The sequence below is a fragment of the Photobacterium angustum genome, from assembly GCF_003026365.1.
In the GTDB taxonomy this organism is placed as follows: domain Bacteria; phylum Pseudomonadota; class Gammaproteobacteria; order Enterobacterales; family Vibrionaceae; genus Photobacterium; species Photobacterium angustum.
Genome location: NZ_PYOM01000015.1, coordinates 80,603 through 98,176, shown reverse-complemented (window position 1 = coordinate 98,176; position 17,574 = coordinate 80,603). Strand labels below are relative to the sequence as shown.

The following is a 17,574-nucleotide window of genomic DNA, read 5'->3' as shown; positions in this document are numbered from 1 at the left end:
TTTATTAGGCTATTTTTTATTTCAGCTATCTCTCACTTCTTATAAAAATCACTTTGCTCTCAACCGAGTCTTTTGTATATATCTCGCTGTATTAGGACTCTTTCAAGTTACGTTTTAGCGCTTAAAAGCACTAAAATCATTTCTTATCAGTATGGATTTTTATGAACAAACATTTAATTATGGCTGCACTGTGTTGCTATTCATCGTTCAGCTTTGCAGGGTTTGATGTTATTACACTTGGCGCTAAAGGTGGGATCCAAGACGGCAACCTTACCGCATTTATGCTGAAATCAAACACCGACAACAATTACATAACCTTAGATGCAGGTAGCATTGTCAATGGGCTTATCGCTGCGACTAATAAAGATGCGTTTAGTGACATGATGGTACCTATATCCAGCCCTTATACCCAAGAAGGTTATATCCTAACCCAGAAAATTCAAGGCTACTTCATTAGTCATGCCCATCTTGATCACATCGCAGGACTTATTATTGCTTCACCAGATGACAGTAAAAAACCTATTTATGCCCTTCCATCTGTTCATCAAACTATCAGCCAAGATTATTTTAATTGGAAAGCATGGCCTAATTTTACGAGTCAAGGTGAAGGCTTTAAACTCGGCAAATATGAATTAGCAACACTGACTATCAACCAGTGGTTGCCCGTTGCCAATACCGAATTAAAAGTAAAAGCCTTTCCATTAAGCCACTCAGGTGCAGAATCTACCGCATTCTTATTTAAAAATGCCGCCAACGAAGTGGTCATTTATTTAGGGGATACTGGTCCTGACGCAGTAGAAAAAAGCACAGCGTTAGATACTATTTGGCAGCAGATTGCACCGTATATTCAGCAAAAGAAACTAAAAGGGATCTTCATTGAGACTTCTTTTAGCAATAGCACACCTGATAAATTACTCTTTGGTCACCTAACACCTAGATGGTTACTCACAGAATTAGATTCATTGGCAGGCTATGTTGGCGGTGAACAACCATTAAAAGATCTTAATGTGATCATCACACACATTAAGCACAGCTTAAAAAAAGGCACGAATCCACAAACCGTTATAGAGCAAGAGCTTCAAGCCGATAATAAACTAGGCGTTAATTTTATCTTCACTGAGCAAGGCGATAGAACGCTGCTTTAGATTATTGTAAAAATAAACAAAAAGGCTCGTTAGATAACGAGCCTTTAATATATTTTTAAAATCAACGACGTAAAGGATGATTTGTTTCTTCCAATAATTAACTTTGTTTTTTATGAATCATGAGAGAAGCGAGTTATGACGAGGGATGGAGCGATTTCTGATTTTTTAGGAATCTTCGGGGAAAAAGTTGAGAATTGATCCAATAAATTCTCAACGTTCAAATGAGGTACATTTACTTGTAGTTGCTCATCTCGATCTAACACTGGCCCTGATTAATCATGATTTATTCGTACAGTTGACCTGAGGAGTCAGAATAACTACCTGCAATGAAGCTAGACAAAAATTACTTTGTATAAGAAAGTAAAATCACATATAGGCCTGATCTAAAAACAACAGTTTGAAACGTAGTATTTCAAACATAGCTCGAGAGACTATTATAGATTTCACCACTAATGTTATGAAATCTATAAACACCCTACTACTGAGTTAATTTTTTTGTTGCTGCGTACACCAAAGAAGTTGCAGTTTGGTGATCCGTATCTTTATATGTAAGCTGTCTTAAAGCATATGCATAAACTGTCGCTACGTATCCCTTATTCAATATTGCCCGCTCCTGTTTCTTCTCTCGAAGGAATTTCGCGATTTCAGGAAAAGGTGAATTATTTATATATTTCGAGTCATCAAACCAAAACTCAAAGTAGTCTGGATTTGGTCGAAAATTATCAGCTATATCAGGATGAAAGTAAGGACTCAACTCAAGCGTAACAACATCCAGTACACAAGGTGCTTCTTGAATATCACCGTAATCAATCAGAATGGGTTGCACTCCAGAATCAGTGAGTAATATATTCTTACCATGCAAGTCCCCATGTTGAATAGACTGATACACCTGAATCTGCATTCTTTCAAGAGCTTCAAAATCTATATCTGAGAATTGCTCTTGCAAATCTGCAAACTTTTGGTCGCTACATAATTTCCTTCTAATGTCTCTAAGTTGGACGCTACTCGCCATTCTAGCCTGCTCCCAACAATCTAATATCTGAAAAACATGTTCTAAAGCTATTTTAGCCCTAGCATGATCTTGAACTAAAACATCAAAATAATCTGCTGAATAGTCACTTGCAAATTGATAGAAGACCCCTTGCATATCAGCACACCCAGCAAAGTATCGTCCTAACAATGTAGGAAAACTTCCTACCGGAAGCTTCTGAATATAGTTTGTATAATTTGATGCATCTTTTACAACTTCAGTTTTCCGATCAATTTTGGCTAACGCATGTTGAAAAGGTTGAAGAGAACTATTTATTAAAGTTACTCTCAACACTGCTGAAGAAGATAGGCCTCCACCTAATGCTTCAACTTTCGCAGCAACAGCCCCGTTACGCTTGGCAAAAATTTTGATGACTCTTTTATGAAGGTGCTTAAGTGATAAACTTCCTTCGATATCTAATTCAATACTTTCTACGTGAGAAAGTTCTTTGGCGGCTTCCTGAATCAAGCTTAGCGCAGAAAGCAGTCGACTTTTAGAGCGAACTTTAACAAGACCTCTATCTTGCCCGTCCCAAAAAATCACACGCTCTTGGTCTTCTACATATCTCTCAGTAACTTCGTCTCTATCTTGCCCAGTTAAAATCAATAATGGAGTACCAGGCGATTTATCTCTAACATGGTCTGCAAAACGAATACCATTTGATATGTCTGGAGATGAACCACTATCGTCTATAGGTATAGATTGATCAACAATAATGTAGTCATATGTATTATGCTCAAGTTTTTCAGTAGCAGCAGAAAAGTGAACTGCATGATCAACTACTTCACAAAATTCATTCAGTTCAGGAAGTATAGTTTCATTGAACCACGCAACGTTGTCTTCTACATGTAGTACTTTCAATTAGTTTTCTCCACGCGGTATTTCAAAGTAGAACTCTGCACCATTAGGTAAAGAGTTCTTTAAGTTCCAAGTACCATTCATTGATGAAATCGATTTATTTACAATAGAAAGACCTAATCCAGTATTACCAACTTTAGTCGTATACCTACTCTTGAGTAAAACCTCTTCAGACTCTGGTAGCCCTATACCATCGTCGATTACAGATAACCAAAAGTGTGTGTCTGTTAGGCCGGAACTAACTAATATTCCTCTAGGACTTCTGTGAAGTACTTGCTTAGTTGATTCAATCGCATTTCTAAGAGCATTGGATATAATTGTTTGTGTTAATGAGCAATCCAAATCAAAACTAAGATCATCATCAATATTAACTACTATTTCAATATCAGGAGCTTTATCACAACCTCTTTGAACTTCATCATAAACTAATGAATATACATTTACCTTTCGGTAATTAGGTCGTTGCTCTGCACGTCGCCAAGCAGAGAACATCTCTACCATTTCTTGTAGCCTTCCTATTTCTCTTTTTGTGCGAGAATTATCATATGACTGTAACTCTCTAGCTGCAGATAGCTCTAAAGAACCAATTATTGGAGATAACTCATGAACAATTTGGCCGATACTCTCCGCTACGGCTTCACTACGAATCTCTTCAATATTGTAAGCTACATCTCCTTTAACTTCGGGTTGTGCTTCATCAACAAGAATCGGAGTTCTAAGCTCAATAGCTTTTAAAAGAGCATTCCGAAACCAAGGAGGATCAATCGTATGGGCTTCATCAGCAATTTGGCGTAACTCTTGTTTCGAAAGAGAAGTTTTGAGTTTCTTAAATTGTTCATGTTGAGCTTCTGGAGTAAGGCCCTTGATCTCATTGATTATGTCAAAAATAGTCATTTTAGCTCGAGTAAAAAGTTGAACGATGTTGGAAAGCTTCCTTTCCCCCTTCCATAATCGACTCAATGCTATTCTTCACTGCAGCTTCATTGATGCCACCAAAAGTTTTAACAAAGCCTTTTCGACCATTAGAGTCTAAGTTAATAACTCGAGACGCATTCCCTAAGACTGGAATATTTGCATTATGACTAGAAAGAATAGTCTGAGCTAGATCGGCTCTCTGTCGGATTGCCTTAATCAGAGTATTTACAATAAACTCATTGTCTAAATGGTCCTCTGGCTGATCTATAACAAGTACCCTATTTTTATTTTCTAAAATTATTGACAGAGCTACTGTGCATCTCTGGCCGATCGATAGCTCTCCAATACTTTTATATTTACCATGATCTAGAAGCATACAGTCAACAACATCTTCTATATTAGAAGACAGCACTAACCCTAGATCAATTTCAGATAGATGCCCAAGTAGTCGTGCAGCTCTATCTACAGGTATATTTAGCGCACTAGAAAATTCTTCAAACTTATTAGCTGCAGTATAATAAAGAAGCCATTGTGGACTTACATTATTAGTAATCTTCTCCAACAGTTCCTTATATTTAAGCCCAGAACCTCTTAATGCAGCCTCTAAGTTTGATGAGTACTCAGATAGATTTGTTTGTTGGCGGCAAACGACTGTTACATTTGGCTGAAGATTTGTGTTCAAATGCTGCACGACATCTAGTCTAGATTTGTAAATTGCATCTTTTAATTCATAGGTTTTTAATAGTTGATCTTGTATTTGATTATATAAATCATTTACCTGAGCACTCTTTTGATTCGCGATATGGGTATAGTTAGCTACTTGAGCAAGTTGCTCCCTTACGCGTCCCAGTTCACTTAACATTGCACCAGCGCCTTCTGTAAAACTATCTACTTCGGCTCTGGTTTTACGTGCTTCTTTCTCAAGTTCAGTCTTTTGGAGTTGCAATAAACTTAAATGATCATCAATTTCTTTCAAAGACGATTTATTGTTATCTAGTATTGCTTGAAGCATCATTTCATCTTGCTCTCGACGAGATATCAATGATGAATAAAGGGGCTTATCAAAATCTAACAACAAACTGGAAAAATCACTATCATCGAAAGTAAAGATCGAATTTAATGTACTTACTCTTCTTACAACAGACTCTTTAACTGTCAATAAGTTTTGAATATTAACGGAGATAGTGGCTAATTTCTGTTGTACTCTTGATATATTTCCCTCACTCTTTAGAAGCCTTTTGTTTGCTTTTTGGTGATCCTCATGCATTTTCTGAAGACTTAGCTCTCGCTCTTTTAAGTTCTTCTCATCTGAAGTTTTCTCTATCAGATCAGTTAGCTCTTGTTTGGCAGAGTGATAATTAGCACAAAGACTTCTCAAAACAAAATTAGATTGCTTTATAAGCTCTTTCGTGTTTTCTACATCAGGTAAAAAACTATCAATCAAAGCCAAACGGCCAGCTTTACTTACACCAACCGTTTCAATCTCTTTCTGTGAGAAAATAATTGGAGGAACATAAGAAGCTCCGACTAAAGGGGTATTCTCTTGGGCTGATTTAGAAATACTAATCTCTTCACCAGACGGAAGTTCAAGTTCTATAGTTACCCTTCCGGATGATTGGAGTATTGATAGGGCATGTGTGGCTGAAGATGACGCCCCTTCCCCTGATAGACTGGTAGCACCTAACCCGAATCGAAGTAATTCTATAATAGAGGTTTTCCCCACACCTCGACCACCTACCAGCACATTTAGTCCTGTAGAAAAATCTAGATCGAGGTTATTAAAAAAACCTTCTTCAACCTTTAAGTTTTTTATAATCAAAACTGAACCCTCAAGTCACTCAAGTTGACAAAATGCGCTCCAGAGTGGGAGTAAATAATTTAGTATCTATCCATGTAGTCTATCACCACAATCCATTTACAGAAAGAGTGAATGAACCACTATGAAAAAGCTATATTATTTTATAAAGCAGTAACTTAAGCTCAACAACCAAGTCAAGTTGTATCGACACATCAGTCTCAGAACTTGACTGGGGTCACAACTGAATTTTCATCTGATAACTCTTGTTGAAGGTCAAACACCCTAAATCGTAACCTAGCATTTTCAGCCTCTAACTGTTTTCGCGCCTCAATGGCATTGTTTCGTAGCAATCTATATTTATCCTTAAGCTCATTAGCTTTTTTTAATTCATGCTTTAGCCTGTCAAGTTCAGACAAAGGAACATCTAGCTCAATATCTAATCCTGTTGTCATCGCCTTATCGCGGTTAAAGTTGTATTCATCGATAACAGGTTTGGCGTAGGCCACAAACTCTTTGAACTTATGGACATAGCTATTACCAAGCTGGGCTTCTTTATTGATTCGATTTAATGTGAGTTTACCCGTTGCCTTAACATGAAGCGGCTTACCAACTAATAGTCGCTGAAATGCATTGACTAGTAACCCTTCTGCCTTGCAGGTTGCCTTATATTCAACTTTCATGACCATACCGCCTTAATATCATCATTGAAGCTATCAAAAGGGATGCTGTGTTTGACCAATGTAGGTTCAATGGACTGAATCTTCTTTTTTCTGGCATCCAGAATCAATTCACTGGCATAATCACCCATGTCATTTATTGCCCTGAATGAAGCAATGAGGTTGTCCCGCTCCTTTGAAAGCCTTTTGGCCGCCTTATCAGTGATTACCTTATGCTCACAGGGAGCTTCAACAATATCCATCAGAGAGCAAAGGCGCTCACAGTTACGGTTGGTGCAGTAGCCCCCTGTAGGAAGTAACACAATGGATTTGTCACCAGACCTTACCAAAGCGAGCAACTCACTTCGGGACATAACAATTTCCTCTCCCTGTGCCAGCCTCTCTGCTTTACTCTGGGCTATGCGTTCACCTTCTGCACCGCTTAAGGTGTTGGATACGTTGTAAATCTCATCCCATGCGTCGACCGCTGAACTTTCAATAGCTTCATCAAATTCACTCATTAACTGAGTATCCATCAACAGTTGGTTGGTACGCGCCAGCTCGGAATAATTTGCGTACCAATTGGACATGTTTATGTTGCGGTGCTTAAGCTGGTATTTGACTGTAAGCGCATTGCCCAGTCGGTTCTTCACCATAAATACCACAAAACTCCGCCGTAAATCGTGAGGGGTAAGCTTAGGTAAACCGCCTCCGACCTTTAAGCTACCTACGCGGCTTGGATTTAACTGGTTGAATTCGTCAACGTCTTCGGCGGTCGCAATAATGTTGAATTCTTTCATATTCAATGCATCACCAACGCCTACAAGCGTGCTCTGTAGCGACGATTTATTTAATAATACCGAGCTGTCATAAGGGATATCAGAGGAAATGAAGGCACCTTCAAGGTCTTGTCGCATTGCGTTATATTTGTCTTTGGATAGCTGACCATTTTGATAACCATTATCCAGTAGCTCTAACTGATATTTCCTTGCGGCCTGCGTGGCATCAAAAGCTAGCTCCAGCGCTAACTTTGCAATAGGTGCAGTATTCCAAGTCGTATAAATCTTTTCGCCCTTATTTCCCTTTGTCGAAAACCCTGAGACCTTGGAGACTGCGGCTAATGTATCGTCATAGCTCTCTTTGTTCATGGAGAGTAGCTCTTCCTTTCGGGCTGCGGAGAACAAACCGATACAGATAAAACACATCCTGAGCAATGTGCCTAACCAATTTCCACGCCTATGAAATGAGAAATTAGGAATGGCTTTTCGTTCAGACCATTTACTTGTTCTGCGAGATATCTTTACGCTGATTGTCTTCATTTGCCTCTCAGTTAGAGCACTTACACCTAACACTTTAAGCTCAGCATTAAGCATTTCATCCTGATACTTATACAGCTTTTCCATCGCCTTTGATATCTGATGGCGATACGGATGATAGGTTTCCACAAACTCAACAACCGTTTTCAAAATACTGACATGAATTGCTTCAGGAAATGCAATTGCTTGCCCCTCAGCGGCATCAGGATTAACCCACTTGATATACTCTCGTTTATGGACATAACGTGTCACAAGCCCTGCTTTATTTAGTGCGTTAATAACAGAAGCAATGAGTTGACACGTACTTTCTGATCCAACCCCTTCTAACTTTTTTGTACACCTTTTCCATTCTCGTTCACTCGAAAGTAAGCTGAAATCACTTTTCCCCCAACGGGTCGCAAGGCTGTTTAATTTATTCCTAATATTTATCAAAGTGCCAATAGCTGCATGGGAATCAGAGCTTGAGTTCTTCTTTTGCCATTGCATCAGAATATAAAGGTAATACTGAATATCTTGACAGTACTTTTTATCAATATGTCTAAAAGAAATTGTTTTTTTGTTCTGGTTTAAAGCATAAAAATTCCAGTCGATATCAAAAATTCGGGATACCCCCTCACCGTCTGAGTTAAACGTCACATACGGATTTTGATCAACATCTTGGTAGAACAGTATAAGTTTTTCAGACATACCCTATCCCTTGAAAAATTCGTTTGCGCTGGCTCGGTTTTGGTAAAGCGGGTGGTAATCGCCGTCATCCACTTTCTGTTTTGCTTGAACGTAGTTTTTAGGTGCTTTTTGTTTCAGTCTGACAAGGACTTTTTTTAGCATACCTTCCACCACGAAATACTCATCCTTCGGTGAGGAATTACTCGCGACCACCTCTTTGAGATCTTCAATTTGCTCTAAAAATGACAGCATCAGCCAAATATCACTTTCTGACGCTACCAGTTTGTGGCTGTCACAATCAAAGCAGGCAAGAAAATCCGTGCAACGACCAGTATCTTTTGAAAAATCAATACCTAGCTGCTTCATGCGCCTCGCCTCAGCAACGAGCTTCTCTGGTGTTGCCCCCGTGCATTTGATGCCACTGGGCGTTGTCATTAATGGCTGCTCTTTGCTTTCACGGCTGCGCAAATTCTTGTAATCATAATCTGATAAAATATCGCTGCGCATCACCTTTGCATCCTCGATGGCCTTACCTATTTCCTCACCCTTGGCCGCAGCACTTAACGCGCCAAACGTGGCATTGAGGTTATTGTCATGGTCTGCCTGAACACCACTAGAGTAACGTTTGGCGACAACATTCACGGTATTGTTCAGCCCCTGTGAAACAAGGAAGATATCTTCAGTTACTCGCATAAGCACATCCGATTTCGTTGCCCTAAATCGACTTGTAGTAACCCTTAATCCCAATACCTTCTCAAGCTGTGTATTAATGTAGGCTAAGTTTGAACCTTTGACATTGAAAGTCCAAACCTCCCCACTGGCACTAAAGAAAGGGCAGAGCGGCATCTCGTTTGACAATGGGATACCCAGTGATTGGTACATCACTTTAGATGTTTTAAGCCACCGAGTAATCAGCTCTTTGGTTCGGTCACTAAAGCCACAGCTATTGTCCAAGTTTTTATAGCCTGCCCTAAACTTTTTACCATCAAATACAAACCGTCCGCTACCAATACTTTTAAATGCAATATCCTTATGTCGCACATTCGCAAGCACCGATGTATTCATGCCTGTCAGCATTGAAAACACGAAAAACCAATTGCGCGACGCATGATTATAAAAAACCTGTCTATGAAGTCGTTCACTTGAGAGTTGACTACCCTTTATTGTTCCAGCCAGAGGTTTCATGCACGCTCTAAAACCGTGTCTATTCGTGCCAATTTTGTGGGCTGTCCATCCATGAGACTTTGCCCTTTCAGAAAACATCTCTTCATCAAAGAACGGGTGAATATCTAATAATTTACTTTTCTCAATCGCTTCCTGAAAGGCCAGTGCGCCTTTAACCAATACCTTGGATAATGGCTTCAGCTCTAATTCCACTTGAAACACTTTATTCAAAGCAGCAGATTTTGCTGAAACTTCTGGCAGCGTTTTAAGGTCAGACTCTCGGCTCCACTGCCGTAAAAGAAAGGATAAACTACCCTTAATATGCAAAGATTTCGATACCTGCTCTCCTTTATCACGTAATTGATTGAAGTGCTTAATGCAATCAATCATTACGGCATTACTGAAAGCGTCACCTTGATAACCAATGTTGTCAAGATATCGAAAGTAGTAAACAAGCCCATTAAAATGATATTGCTTTGATTGGTTTTCAGGCAGAGGGGCTAACATTTGATGTATTTCTCTAACAATATCATCCCGATTAGCCAACACTTCACTCCCTAGTTCAATTTGTTTCACCGTCGGAGCATTAAGGTAACGCAAGCGGTAAGTATGAGCTTTACTCCTATCACCACAGAGTAAAACCATGTCTTTCCAGCTTAATTGGACAATAAGTGCTCTGTTCTTCTCTATTTTAATTCTGGTACGCTTTCGTCCTTGAATCATAATAAACCCTCTAAATCATCAAAAGCGCCAATATAGTCCAGTACATCCTCGTAGATTTCGTCGGCAGAGGGCATGTCCTGTGCTATTTTCAGGTATTCCATGGTCGTCGCCCTATCTTCATGACCTAGCAAAGCCGATACCCTATCCAATGCCTCATCGGGTGTGATTGACGGGTTGCCATACTCATCCTTTTTATTTAAAAGGTGGCTGAAGATATTCACAGCAAACGTTGAGCGTAAATTATGTATGGAGCCGACTATCGGTTTGTCGAGACCTTGAGTTAGGTTTGCAGTGTTACGAATTTCCACCCAGCGCCCAGTAAAGTCTTGTAGCCGTATAAACATGGGTTTTCCAGACTGGGTAATAAACAGGTATTCCAGTTCTGGGTTAATGGCATCGTCACCCCCAAAGAAATGCGTATTACCTGCTTCAACCTGCTCCTTGCACCATGCTTTGAATTTTTCAAGGCGCTTTTGATACCTTTCAGACTGCGAGTAATCGTAAAGCATCTTCATCAATGCGGCGGGGATAATGGTAACGCGGCTTTTATTCTTCTCTGCGAAGCCCTCCGCCGTCTTTGTGAGTGATTGGTACTTATCACCGACACCCAGATCCATCACAAGCTTTTTAAATACCTCTTTGCCATCCTGAATCGTGGTTTCAGGGTTAACAATCTGTCCCAAATGCAGGCTCGCTGCTTCCTCACGCCGCAATCCAGTATTACGGCAAATCATTGGGTGCAGGCAAAACTCAATCGGCAGTGAGTGCAGTTTATTATTATCACCATGACGAACCACCCTACGGGATTTCATTAATATAGTTTGCAAGATGCTCCATTCATTATTAGTAAACGGTTTTAGATCACGGCGTAGGTTGCTGAGGTTTGCGCCGCCACTGCGAGATGACTTAGCAAATTTAATCCGCATATCCGTCGTGTGGACTTGCTTACGTTGGTAAGCTTTCATACTCGATGCAGACGCCTCGAAATGGATATTCACGGTCTCAAACTGGAAGGGTGGGTTATTAAAGCGGATGCCTTGGCGAAGACAGTGTTTATAGAAACCAACGACACTGCTCATATATTGCCTAGCCGTTGTTTTAGCCAATACACCATCAATAGCGAGCTGCTTTATTCCATCTCGATATTGGTAGGTTAACCGCTCTTGTTTATTACGGGGAAAAGCATCCCATTCTGGGCGGGGATCATCGTAGAGAGGGTCAAAGTCATCTTCATCGTATTCAGTATCCCACTCAGCCTGTTTGTCCAATACAAAGCTGAAGTAATGGGCAAGCCCCTGTGCATCTGTACCAAGCTCAAGCACACCATTATCGATTGCTTTCGACAATAAGAACTCATTGACCATGTCTAATGGCTGGTAGCTGATTAGGTTGTCTTTGTCGTCATATCCAGCGATATAGAGTAAAGGAAGTTTCTTGATGGGGATTTTATTGCCACTGGCTCGGTATGTAATCTGAGGTTCGCCATTCTCATCAATGGATACCAATGGTTTCTCATAAGCGAAGTTAGGGATAGGTGAAATTTCAACCTCTTTTCGTATGAGCTTTTTCTGATTTTCATCATTTTCTGACATACACACCCCGCAGAAAAACTGTATATAAAAACAGTATATATTTTATTTTCAACTTGAAAAGTTATTTATGAGGGTGTTCGTTTTTGCAATCAAAAATGCCGCCTGTGGCGGCAAAAAGTAGTGACCATTGAATGTACTCTCAAATACAATAAATACCTTTATCTTAATCAAGTTCTCTTGCCATAGTGTCACTCAACAAAACTTTTATTTCATGTGCTATTTGCAAAGATTCATCCACAACGGAGTTATATTCATCAATTGGAACATTAAGCCCAAATTCTGAATATTTTTTAAACAGATGCATTGAAGCAGACATTTTCCAATTGAATATTTCCTTTAGTCTCATGAGTTCAGAGTTTGAACGAAAGTACAAATTAGAGATCATATTCACTTCATCACATAGTAAGAAAACTTTCTTACTTGCTTCTTTCTTATGCTCAATTGTTGTTGAATCAGTAATTGGGCTAAGCATTATCTTGCACTCTAAAAAGTACTCTGAAAATTTAGAGTAAAGTAACTCTATCTTTTCTCTACATAAAATTTGATTTTCTTTTTTTCTCCAATTATCAATATCAACATTAGATTTAATAGTTTCTGTTGTCGTTGTAATATTTTTCTGCTGTTCTACAACCTGATCCATTTTAGCAGTTAATACGTCAATTTTTGCTGCTTCGTTAATAGATGTTATCGCTCTTTGTTGCTCTAATATTTCATCAATTTTATTTGTTACAGTATCAATCTTTGCTAACTCTTCTTGATTTTTCATAAGATATTTTTGATCTAATATTTCTTTAATATGATTTGTTTGCGCTGTAACTTGCGCAGATACTTTAAAATATGAAACTGCATATGCGCCAATACCTGCACCAATAAGACCAGCTAAGAATGAAATAATTGTTTGAGCTTCCATAAACACCTGAACTTGGTTAGTAAGAGTAAAAATCCATCACTTTATATCGTTACTATCAACACCTAGCAACTACTTGTTTCATTTCAGTTTATCCTTTTAAGCAAATACCGCTGCAAGCCTTGCCATTACTGGTGTTTCCTTTCGATGCTTTTACATTAACGAGAGCATTAAATTGATAAAAATCGCAACGAAAACACCGCCCCCCCTTACAATTACTAATCGTCACAACCCACCAACCATAAGGCGTTGCACTATTTAGGCGTGATCATTGATCGTTTAAAAATGCAGAAAACCAAAACTGAAATATTTTTTAAATGTAGCTCTCAGGAGAGGAGGAGTGAGGTTTCCGTGACCTTTTCATTTCTGTGTGACTTTCGAGTGCGTTACGTTGAAATGTTTGATGTATTAAGTAGCAGATAAAAAAAAGCACCCTCATGGATGCCTATCCGATAAATTTCTTTACGTATTTTTTATAGGGTAACTAATTATTGTTTGCTTACTGGCACACATGCGGAATTGGTCTCCCCTTAGCGTTGAAAAAGGAAATTCTGCAAACTCCACATTCACTGAAGATAAATTTAAATATAATCTATCATCACCTATTTTAAGTTTATTCGCTTGAGCAGGGTATATACCTTGTCCTTTAGGGGTCACTAAAAACGCGATAGGAAAAAATGATAAAAGACTTAATCCAGTCGAATGCCCCTTATTATACATTTGTACATATTTCGCACTTAAATGCCGATTGTGAGGATAGAACCAATAGTATATATCATGTGTATCATCCAATGCTCCATCATCACCTAAAACAAACATTTCTAACGGTCTAAAGTATGGAGACTCTTGAAGGGGTTGTTTACACTCATCAACAGAAGTCGCAGCTAAAATATGCCCAATCATTGCTCTGACATATTTTAATGAATCGAGATGAACCGAGATAATAGGATAAGGGCTAGCCAAGGTATCGAAATATGTTTTAATCTTCGCAGTTAACTCTTTATGAACTCTTGCAACCTCTCCATCATTTGCACCAAGCCTTTCATTGTTACATTTTTTGCAAATAGTTTTAAATTTACTCCCATTTGGCGAGCGAACCCCATCGATAGAATTTGCATTCGCTCCCATTGCTTCCATTATATGCTTTTGCTCTACTTTAGTTATCGTTATAGCCCCTTTCGGTGGAACATGATCTTGAGATAACCGACCAAACTCACCACAGATAACACAATAGCCATCTTTTATTTTTGTATGATAATGACGCTCTGAAGGCCTTCCCATTTATACATAACTCCCAAACTTAAATAGGAACATTTAAAAACAAACAACTAATTATATAACAGTAAGTTAATAATGCTTAACGTTAATAAATACTATCGTGTAATCGGGCCTAACCGTTTTTTCAGTCCAGTGGATGCTGTGCCATGCCTTTAGATGAATGATACCGCTTTGGATTGGCTTTGATGTTGGGGGACTTGTCTCTGGTGAACTATGGGTATGGCTGGCAAGTACCTTCACCGAAATTGAGCCAATAAAAATGCCGCCACTGTTGCAATGGTATGCATTAGTGGCGGCATTCTTGATCTGTATTGAGCAATCGTGAGTCAGGATGTTATATATGAATCACTAAAAAATTCTCAACTTTAAAAGTTATTTATCTTTTTTTAGCCCATTCAGGTAAGTTTTGGATGTGATCTTCCCAATCGATCACATCAATTTCGTACACAATCTTATCGCGTACCGATTCATTAGCTTTATGCATCGCTTCTTTTGAACCAGTAAGTAATGGATGCCACTCAGGTAATGACTTTCCTTCTGCTAATAAACGGTATGCACACGTTTCAGGAAGCCAAACAAACTCATCTATGCGATCACGAGTCAGCTTTAGGCATTCTTCTCCAGATTCAAAACGATTAGGATAATCTTTACAAGAGCATGTTTTATTATCTAATAAACTACATGCCACATTGGTGTAATAGATATCATCTGTATCATCATCAATAAGCTTATGCAGACAGCACTTACCACAACCGTCACAAAGTGATTCCCACTCCTGATCGGTCATTGTTGCTAAGTCTTTTTCTTGCCAAAAATGCGTCATGATACCTACACCAAATTCACGTTATGCGCTTTAGAACAGCGCTAAATTACCATTTACTATTTTATTATAGCGCGGTGTTTATAGCGACCCTGACGGTAAACTGCAAATTCAAATTACCTATTAATCAACAACAGCATCGAAATGAGAGCTATTATTATTTATGGGTAATAAAATAAATATAACACTGAAATAGATCTTTAATTTTGATCTTATGAATAAGGAGTGATAATTTGCGCAGCCAATTTAAACAATGAAGAGAGTGATTGATGGAATGTCGTCTTGGCTGTGGTGCCTGCTGTATAGCCCCAAGTATCTCATCAAGCATACCAGGAATGCCCAACGGCAAACCTGCAGGTGTACCATGCGTTCAACTCAATGAGCAGAATTTATGTAAACTTTTTGGCAAAGCCGAGCGCCCTGCTGTATGCCACCATTTTAAAGCTTGCCCTGATATTTGTGGAAAAACCAATGAGCAAGCTTTAACGATAATTACAGAATTAGAGCAAATGACTTAATCAATGCTCCTTATCTTGCGACTGCGTTATTCTGTCGTTTTCCCCGTCAGAATACGTAACGCAATTTTTGCGTTTTCCGCCACCTGATGCCCAGTATGTGTTAAATAACCACCATCAAGTTGAGTAACCAATCCTTTCGCATATAAACGTTGAGCAGCTGAAACCAATGCTGGATTTGCATCACTATGAACTTTTACCCCTTCCATGTTGCTGTGAATAGGGAATTTCACTAATAGATTCATTTCTTCAACAATATCTTGAGTGTATGGCATAACGACCTCTTATTAGTCTCTATTTAGATCTCAATGTCTAACGACTGACCTATTTAATATCATGATTTAATACTAGCGGTTACTGGTGATAAAACTAGGTGCCAAGATCAACATCTTACGATCTTTATATCAGTGAAACGCGATCACGCTCATAATTTTAGAACTCTTTTTTCAGATATTTACAACTGTACAAAAAACACCCTAACCTGTTGAGAGATATAAAAAAGCCGCTAATTAAAGCGGCTTTTAAAATTAAGCTTGAATACCAACAATTAACCATGGTGCATTCGGCGTTTTTAAATCTCGCTCTAAATGCCATACATCATTAATATCTTCTTCAATCCCTTCTTGGGTATCTTTATAACGACCAGAGAACTTAATACTTAGCTGTGCAGAATTCGCGTCATAGTCTGCACGTACAAGTTCTGCATCAACGTACATTACTTCAGTATGTTGCTCACCTGAAAGTTTGGCACGTTCAGCTTGTAAATCAGCAAATAACGCAGGTGATACGTATTCTTTGATTTTCGCTAATTCGTTATGGTTCCATGCGCCTTGAATAATACGATAGTGATCACGAGAACCACTTAAAAATGCATTCATATTAAAGTTAGGCGGCAAATTAAATGGCACATCACTATCGGTTGACTCAAAACCACCATTTTGTGGTTGAGACTGCGAACCTGAAGCTTGACGGTATTGCTGTTGTGCTTGTTGTGGCTGCTGTCGAGGAGAGTTTCCTGCATAAGATTCACGATGCCCCATCGGAGTGCCTTTGTTCGCACGCATTGCTTTAAATAATTTAAACAATACAAATGCAATCACACCAATAATGAGAATATCCATAAACTGGATACCATCAAATGAACCACCAAAGAAAGCAGCAAGTAAGCCACCAGCAAGTAAGCCACCTAATAGGCCGCCCATTAAGCCTTTCTTGCTCGATGACGCAGGTGAATTTTGTTTACGAATAGTATCTGTTTGTTGTGGCTGTTGTTTTTTCATTGGCGCAGTTTTAAAACTTTTACCAAACGACTTACCACCACCGAATTTCTTTGCTTCAGCATGCGGTGTCGACAATGCGACCACAAACACTAAAGCAAATACGGTAAAAAAGCGTTTCATCATTGTTGAAGTACCTTATCCATGTCCTGTATGCATCGTAGCCATATAACGGAGAATGTCAATTCAAAGCCGCCGCGAAATTGTTACCATTTTTTAACATTTAGCGATGATAATTTCATCATTTTTAAATACAGCACCTAAATATTTTTGTATACTGTTTTTTATTTAAACGACTTATAAAAATATTCTTCATTTTATGGCACTTTCTCCATCAAAAGTGGTCTTTTATAAGCAATCAAACGTTAAGTCTTTGTTGTTTATATCTTACGATATTTTCAACACTAACATGGATATTTATATGCAAGATAATAACACGCACAGTAAAATCATTGGTTATCTACTCTGGATATTCGGCTTTACGGGCGCTCACCGCTTTTATTATGGCAAACCTGTAACAGGGACTATTTGGTTTTTAACCTTAGGTCTATTCGGTATTGGCTGGTTGATTGACTTGTTCTTAATCCCATCAATGAATAGAGAATCAGACTTACGTTTTGCTAGTGGTGAAATTGATTATAATATCGCTTGGCTACTGCTTACTTTCCTTGGCGTGTTTGGCGTCCACCGTATGTACATGGGTAAATGGATCACTGGGATACTTTATCTTTGTACCTTTGGTTTCTTCCTAATAGGTATTCTTATCGATTTTTGGACGTTAAACGATCAAGTTTCTTTAGAAAACACCAAAAATAAAACTGTATAGCGTTTAGTGTTGGTGATTTTTGTTGTGACAAGATATCATTTCTGACCTTTAGAAATAAATTTGTAACAATTTATTTCTGACATCGAAC

At 38.7% G+C, this 17,574-nt stretch carries 16 protein-coding genes; 4 read left to right on the top strand and 12 right to left on the bottom strand.

The annotated features are described in order from the left end of the window. The first annotated feature begins 161 nt into the window (after positions 1-161). A complete protein-coding gene (locus tag CTN01_RS15880) occupies positions 162-1,145 on the top strand; it encodes an MBL fold metallo-hydrolase (protein WP_045131974.1) in 984 nt (327 codons plus the stop codon). Between the two features lie 478 nt (positions 1,146-1,623). Here CTN01_RS15880 and CTN01_RS22920 read toward each other — a convergent pair whose 3' ends face one another. The 9 genes from CTN01_RS22920 to CTN01_RS15835 form a co-directional block, all read right to left on the bottom strand. Then, complete coding sequence (locus CTN01_RS22920) at positions 1,624-3,036, bottom strand: response regulator (RefSeq protein WP_045148321.1); 1,413 nt, start codon at positions 3,034-3,036, stop codon at positions 1,624-1,626. After that, positions 3,037-3,927, bottom strand: a complete 891-nt coding sequence (locus CTN01_RS15870; protein ID WP_045148320.1) for a sensor histidine kinase — start codon at positions 3,925-3,927, stop codon at positions 3,037-3,039. It lies immediately after the preceding gene. A gap of 1 nt (position 3,928) precedes the next feature. Beyond that, a complete protein-coding gene (locus CTN01_RS15865; protein WP_045148319.1) occupies positions 3,929-5,767 on the bottom strand; it encodes an AAA family ATPase in 1,839 nt (612 codons plus the stop codon). A 197-nt stretch (positions 5,768-5,964) separates the two neighbouring features. Further along, complete coding sequence (locus tag CTN01_RS15860; RefSeq protein WP_045148317.1) at positions 5,965-6,426, bottom strand: hypothetical protein; 462 nt, start codon at positions 6,424-6,426, stop codon at positions 5,965-5,967. Next, positions 6,423-8,405 carry a site-specific integrase gene (locus CTN01_RS15855; RefSeq protein ID WP_045148316.1) on the bottom strand — a complete coding sequence of 661 codons (1,983 nt, stop codon included), beginning with the start codon at positions 8,403-8,405 and terminating at the stop codon, positions 6,423-6,425. Before CTN01_RS15855 ends, CTN01_RS15860 begins: the two co-directional genes overlap by 4 nt. Positions 8,406-8,408: 3 nt before the next feature. Further along, positions 8,409-10,271 (bottom strand): hypothetical protein, encoded by a 1,863-nt coding sequence (locus tag CTN01_RS15850; protein WP_045148315.1) that lies wholly within the window; start codon positions 10,269-10,271, stop codon positions 8,409-8,411. Next, complete coding sequence (locus tag CTN01_RS15845; RefSeq protein ID WP_045148313.1) at positions 10,268-11,863, bottom strand: tyrosine-type recombinase/integrase; 1,596 nt, start codon at positions 11,861-11,863, stop codon at positions 10,268-10,270. The genes CTN01_RS15850 and CTN01_RS15845 overlap by 4 nt, the downstream gene beginning before the upstream one ends. A gap of 163 nt (positions 11,864-12,026) precedes the next feature. Further along, on the bottom strand, positions 12,027-12,773 hold the full coding sequence (locus CTN01_RS15840; RefSeq protein ID WP_045148312.1) for a hypothetical protein: 747 nt from the start codon (positions 12,771-12,773) through the stop codon (positions 12,027-12,029). A 459-nt stretch (positions 12,774-13,232) separates the two neighbouring features. Beyond that, a complete protein-coding gene (locus tag CTN01_RS15835) occupies positions 13,233-14,051 on the bottom strand; it encodes a hypothetical protein (protein ID WP_045148310.1) in 819 nt (272 codons plus the stop codon). A gap of 157 nt (positions 14,052-14,208) precedes the next feature. Here CTN01_RS15835 and CTN01_RS22810 point away from each other — a divergent pair, with 157 nt between their 5' ends. Then, positions 14,209-14,373, top strand: a complete 165-nt coding sequence (locus CTN01_RS22810; protein WP_155395445.1) for a hypothetical protein — start codon at positions 14,209-14,211, stop codon at positions 14,371-14,373. A gap of 51 nt (positions 14,374-14,424) precedes the next feature. Here the strand turns inward: CTN01_RS22810 and CTN01_RS15830 are convergent, their stop codons facing one another. After that, entirely contained in the window at positions 14,425-14,871 is a 447-nt protein-coding gene (locus CTN01_RS15830; protein ID WP_045148308.1) for a YcgN family cysteine cluster protein, read from the bottom strand. A gap of 266 nt (positions 14,872-15,137) precedes the next feature. On the opposite strand from CTN01_RS15830, the gene CTN01_RS15825 reads away from it, so the two are divergent. Continuing rightward, the gene (locus CTN01_RS15825) at positions 15,138-15,386 is read left to right on the top strand and encodes a zinc/iron-chelating domain-containing protein (protein WP_006646428.1); all 249 of its coding nucleotides are present in this window, start codon (positions 15,138-15,140) and stop codon (positions 15,384-15,386) included. Positions 15,387-15,412: 26 nt separating this feature from the next. Here CTN01_RS15825 and CTN01_RS15820 read toward each other — a convergent pair whose 3' ends face one another. Both CTN01_RS15820 and CTN01_RS15815 read right to left on the bottom strand, forming a co-directional pair. Further along, on the bottom strand, positions 15,413-15,658 hold the full coding sequence (locus CTN01_RS15820) for a TIGR02647 family protein (RefSeq protein WP_005369066.1): 246 nt from the start codon (positions 15,656-15,658) through the stop codon (positions 15,413-15,415). Positions 15,659-15,910: 252 nt separating this feature from the next. Further along, positions 15,911-16,783, bottom strand: coding sequence for a Tim44 domain-containing protein (locus CTN01_RS15815; RefSeq protein WP_045084072.1), 873 nt, complete (start codon positions 16,781-16,783; stop codon positions 15,911-15,913). 298 nt (positions 16,784-17,081) lie between these two features. Between CTN01_RS15815 and CTN01_RS15810 the strand changes: the two genes are divergently transcribed. Beyond that, entirely contained in the window at positions 17,082-17,486 is a 405-nt protein-coding gene (locus CTN01_RS15810) for an NINE protein (protein ID WP_045148307.1), read from the top strand. The last annotated feature ends 88 nt before the right edge of the window (positions 17,487-17,574 follow it).

What these genes read in the sequence shown, in the direction of transcription:
- CTN01_RS15880 (WP_045131974.1), top strand. Translation starts at nt 162, where the DNA reads ATGAACAAACATTTAATTATGGCTGCACTGTGTTGCTATTCATCGTTC.
- CTN01_RS15870 (WP_045148320.1), bottom strand. Translation starts at nt 3,927, where the DNA reads ATGACTATTTTTGACATAATCAATGAGATCAAGGGCCTTACTCCAGAA.
- CTN01_RS15860 (WP_045148317.1), bottom strand. Translation starts at nt 6,426, where the DNA reads ATGAAAGTTGAATATAAGGCAACCTGCAAGGCAGAAGGGTTACTAGTC.
- CTN01_RS15855 (WP_045148316.1), bottom strand. Translation starts at nt 8,405, where the DNA reads ATGTCTGAAAAACTTATACTGTTCTACCAAGATGTTGATCAAAATCCG.
- CTN01_RS15850 (WP_045148315.1), bottom strand. Translation starts at nt 10,271, where the DNA reads ATGATTCAAGGACGAAAGCGTACCAGAATTAAAATAGAGAAGAACAGA.
- CTN01_RS15845 (WP_045148313.1), bottom strand. Translation starts at nt 11,863, where the DNA reads ATGTCAGAAAATGATGAAAATCAGAAAAAGCTCATACGAAAAGAGGTT.
- CTN01_RS15840 (WP_045148312.1), bottom strand. Translation starts at nt 12,773, where the DNA reads ATGGAAGCTCAAACAATTATTTCATTCTTAGCTGGTCTTATTGGTGCA.
- CTN01_RS15835 (WP_045148310.1), bottom strand. Translation starts at nt 14,051, where the DNA reads ATGGGAAGGCCTTCAGAGCGTCATTATCATACAAAAATAAAAGATGGC.
- CTN01_RS22810 (WP_155395445.1), top strand. Translation starts at nt 14,209, where the DNA reads ATGATACCGCTTTGGATTGGCTTTGATGTTGGGGGACTTGTCTCTGGT.
- CTN01_RS15830 (WP_045148308.1), bottom strand. Translation starts at nt 14,871, where the DNA reads ATGACGCATTTTTGGCAAGAAAAAGACTTAGCAACAATGACCGATCAG.
- CTN01_RS15825 (WP_006646428.1), top strand. Translation starts at nt 15,138, where the DNA reads ATGGAATGTCGTCTTGGCTGTGGTGCCTGCTGTATAGCCCCAAGTATC.
- CTN01_RS15820 (WP_005369066.1), bottom strand. Translation starts at nt 15,658, where the DNA reads ATGCCATACACTCAAGATATTGTTGAAGAAATGAATCTATTAGTGAAA.
- CTN01_RS15815 (WP_045084072.1), bottom strand. Translation starts at nt 16,783, where the DNA reads ATGAAACGCTTTTTTACCGTATTTGCTTTAGTGTTTGTGGTCGCATTG.
- CTN01_RS15810 (WP_045148307.1), top strand. Translation starts at nt 17,082, where the DNA reads ATGCAAGATAATAACACGCACAGTAAAATCATTGGTTATCTACTCTGG.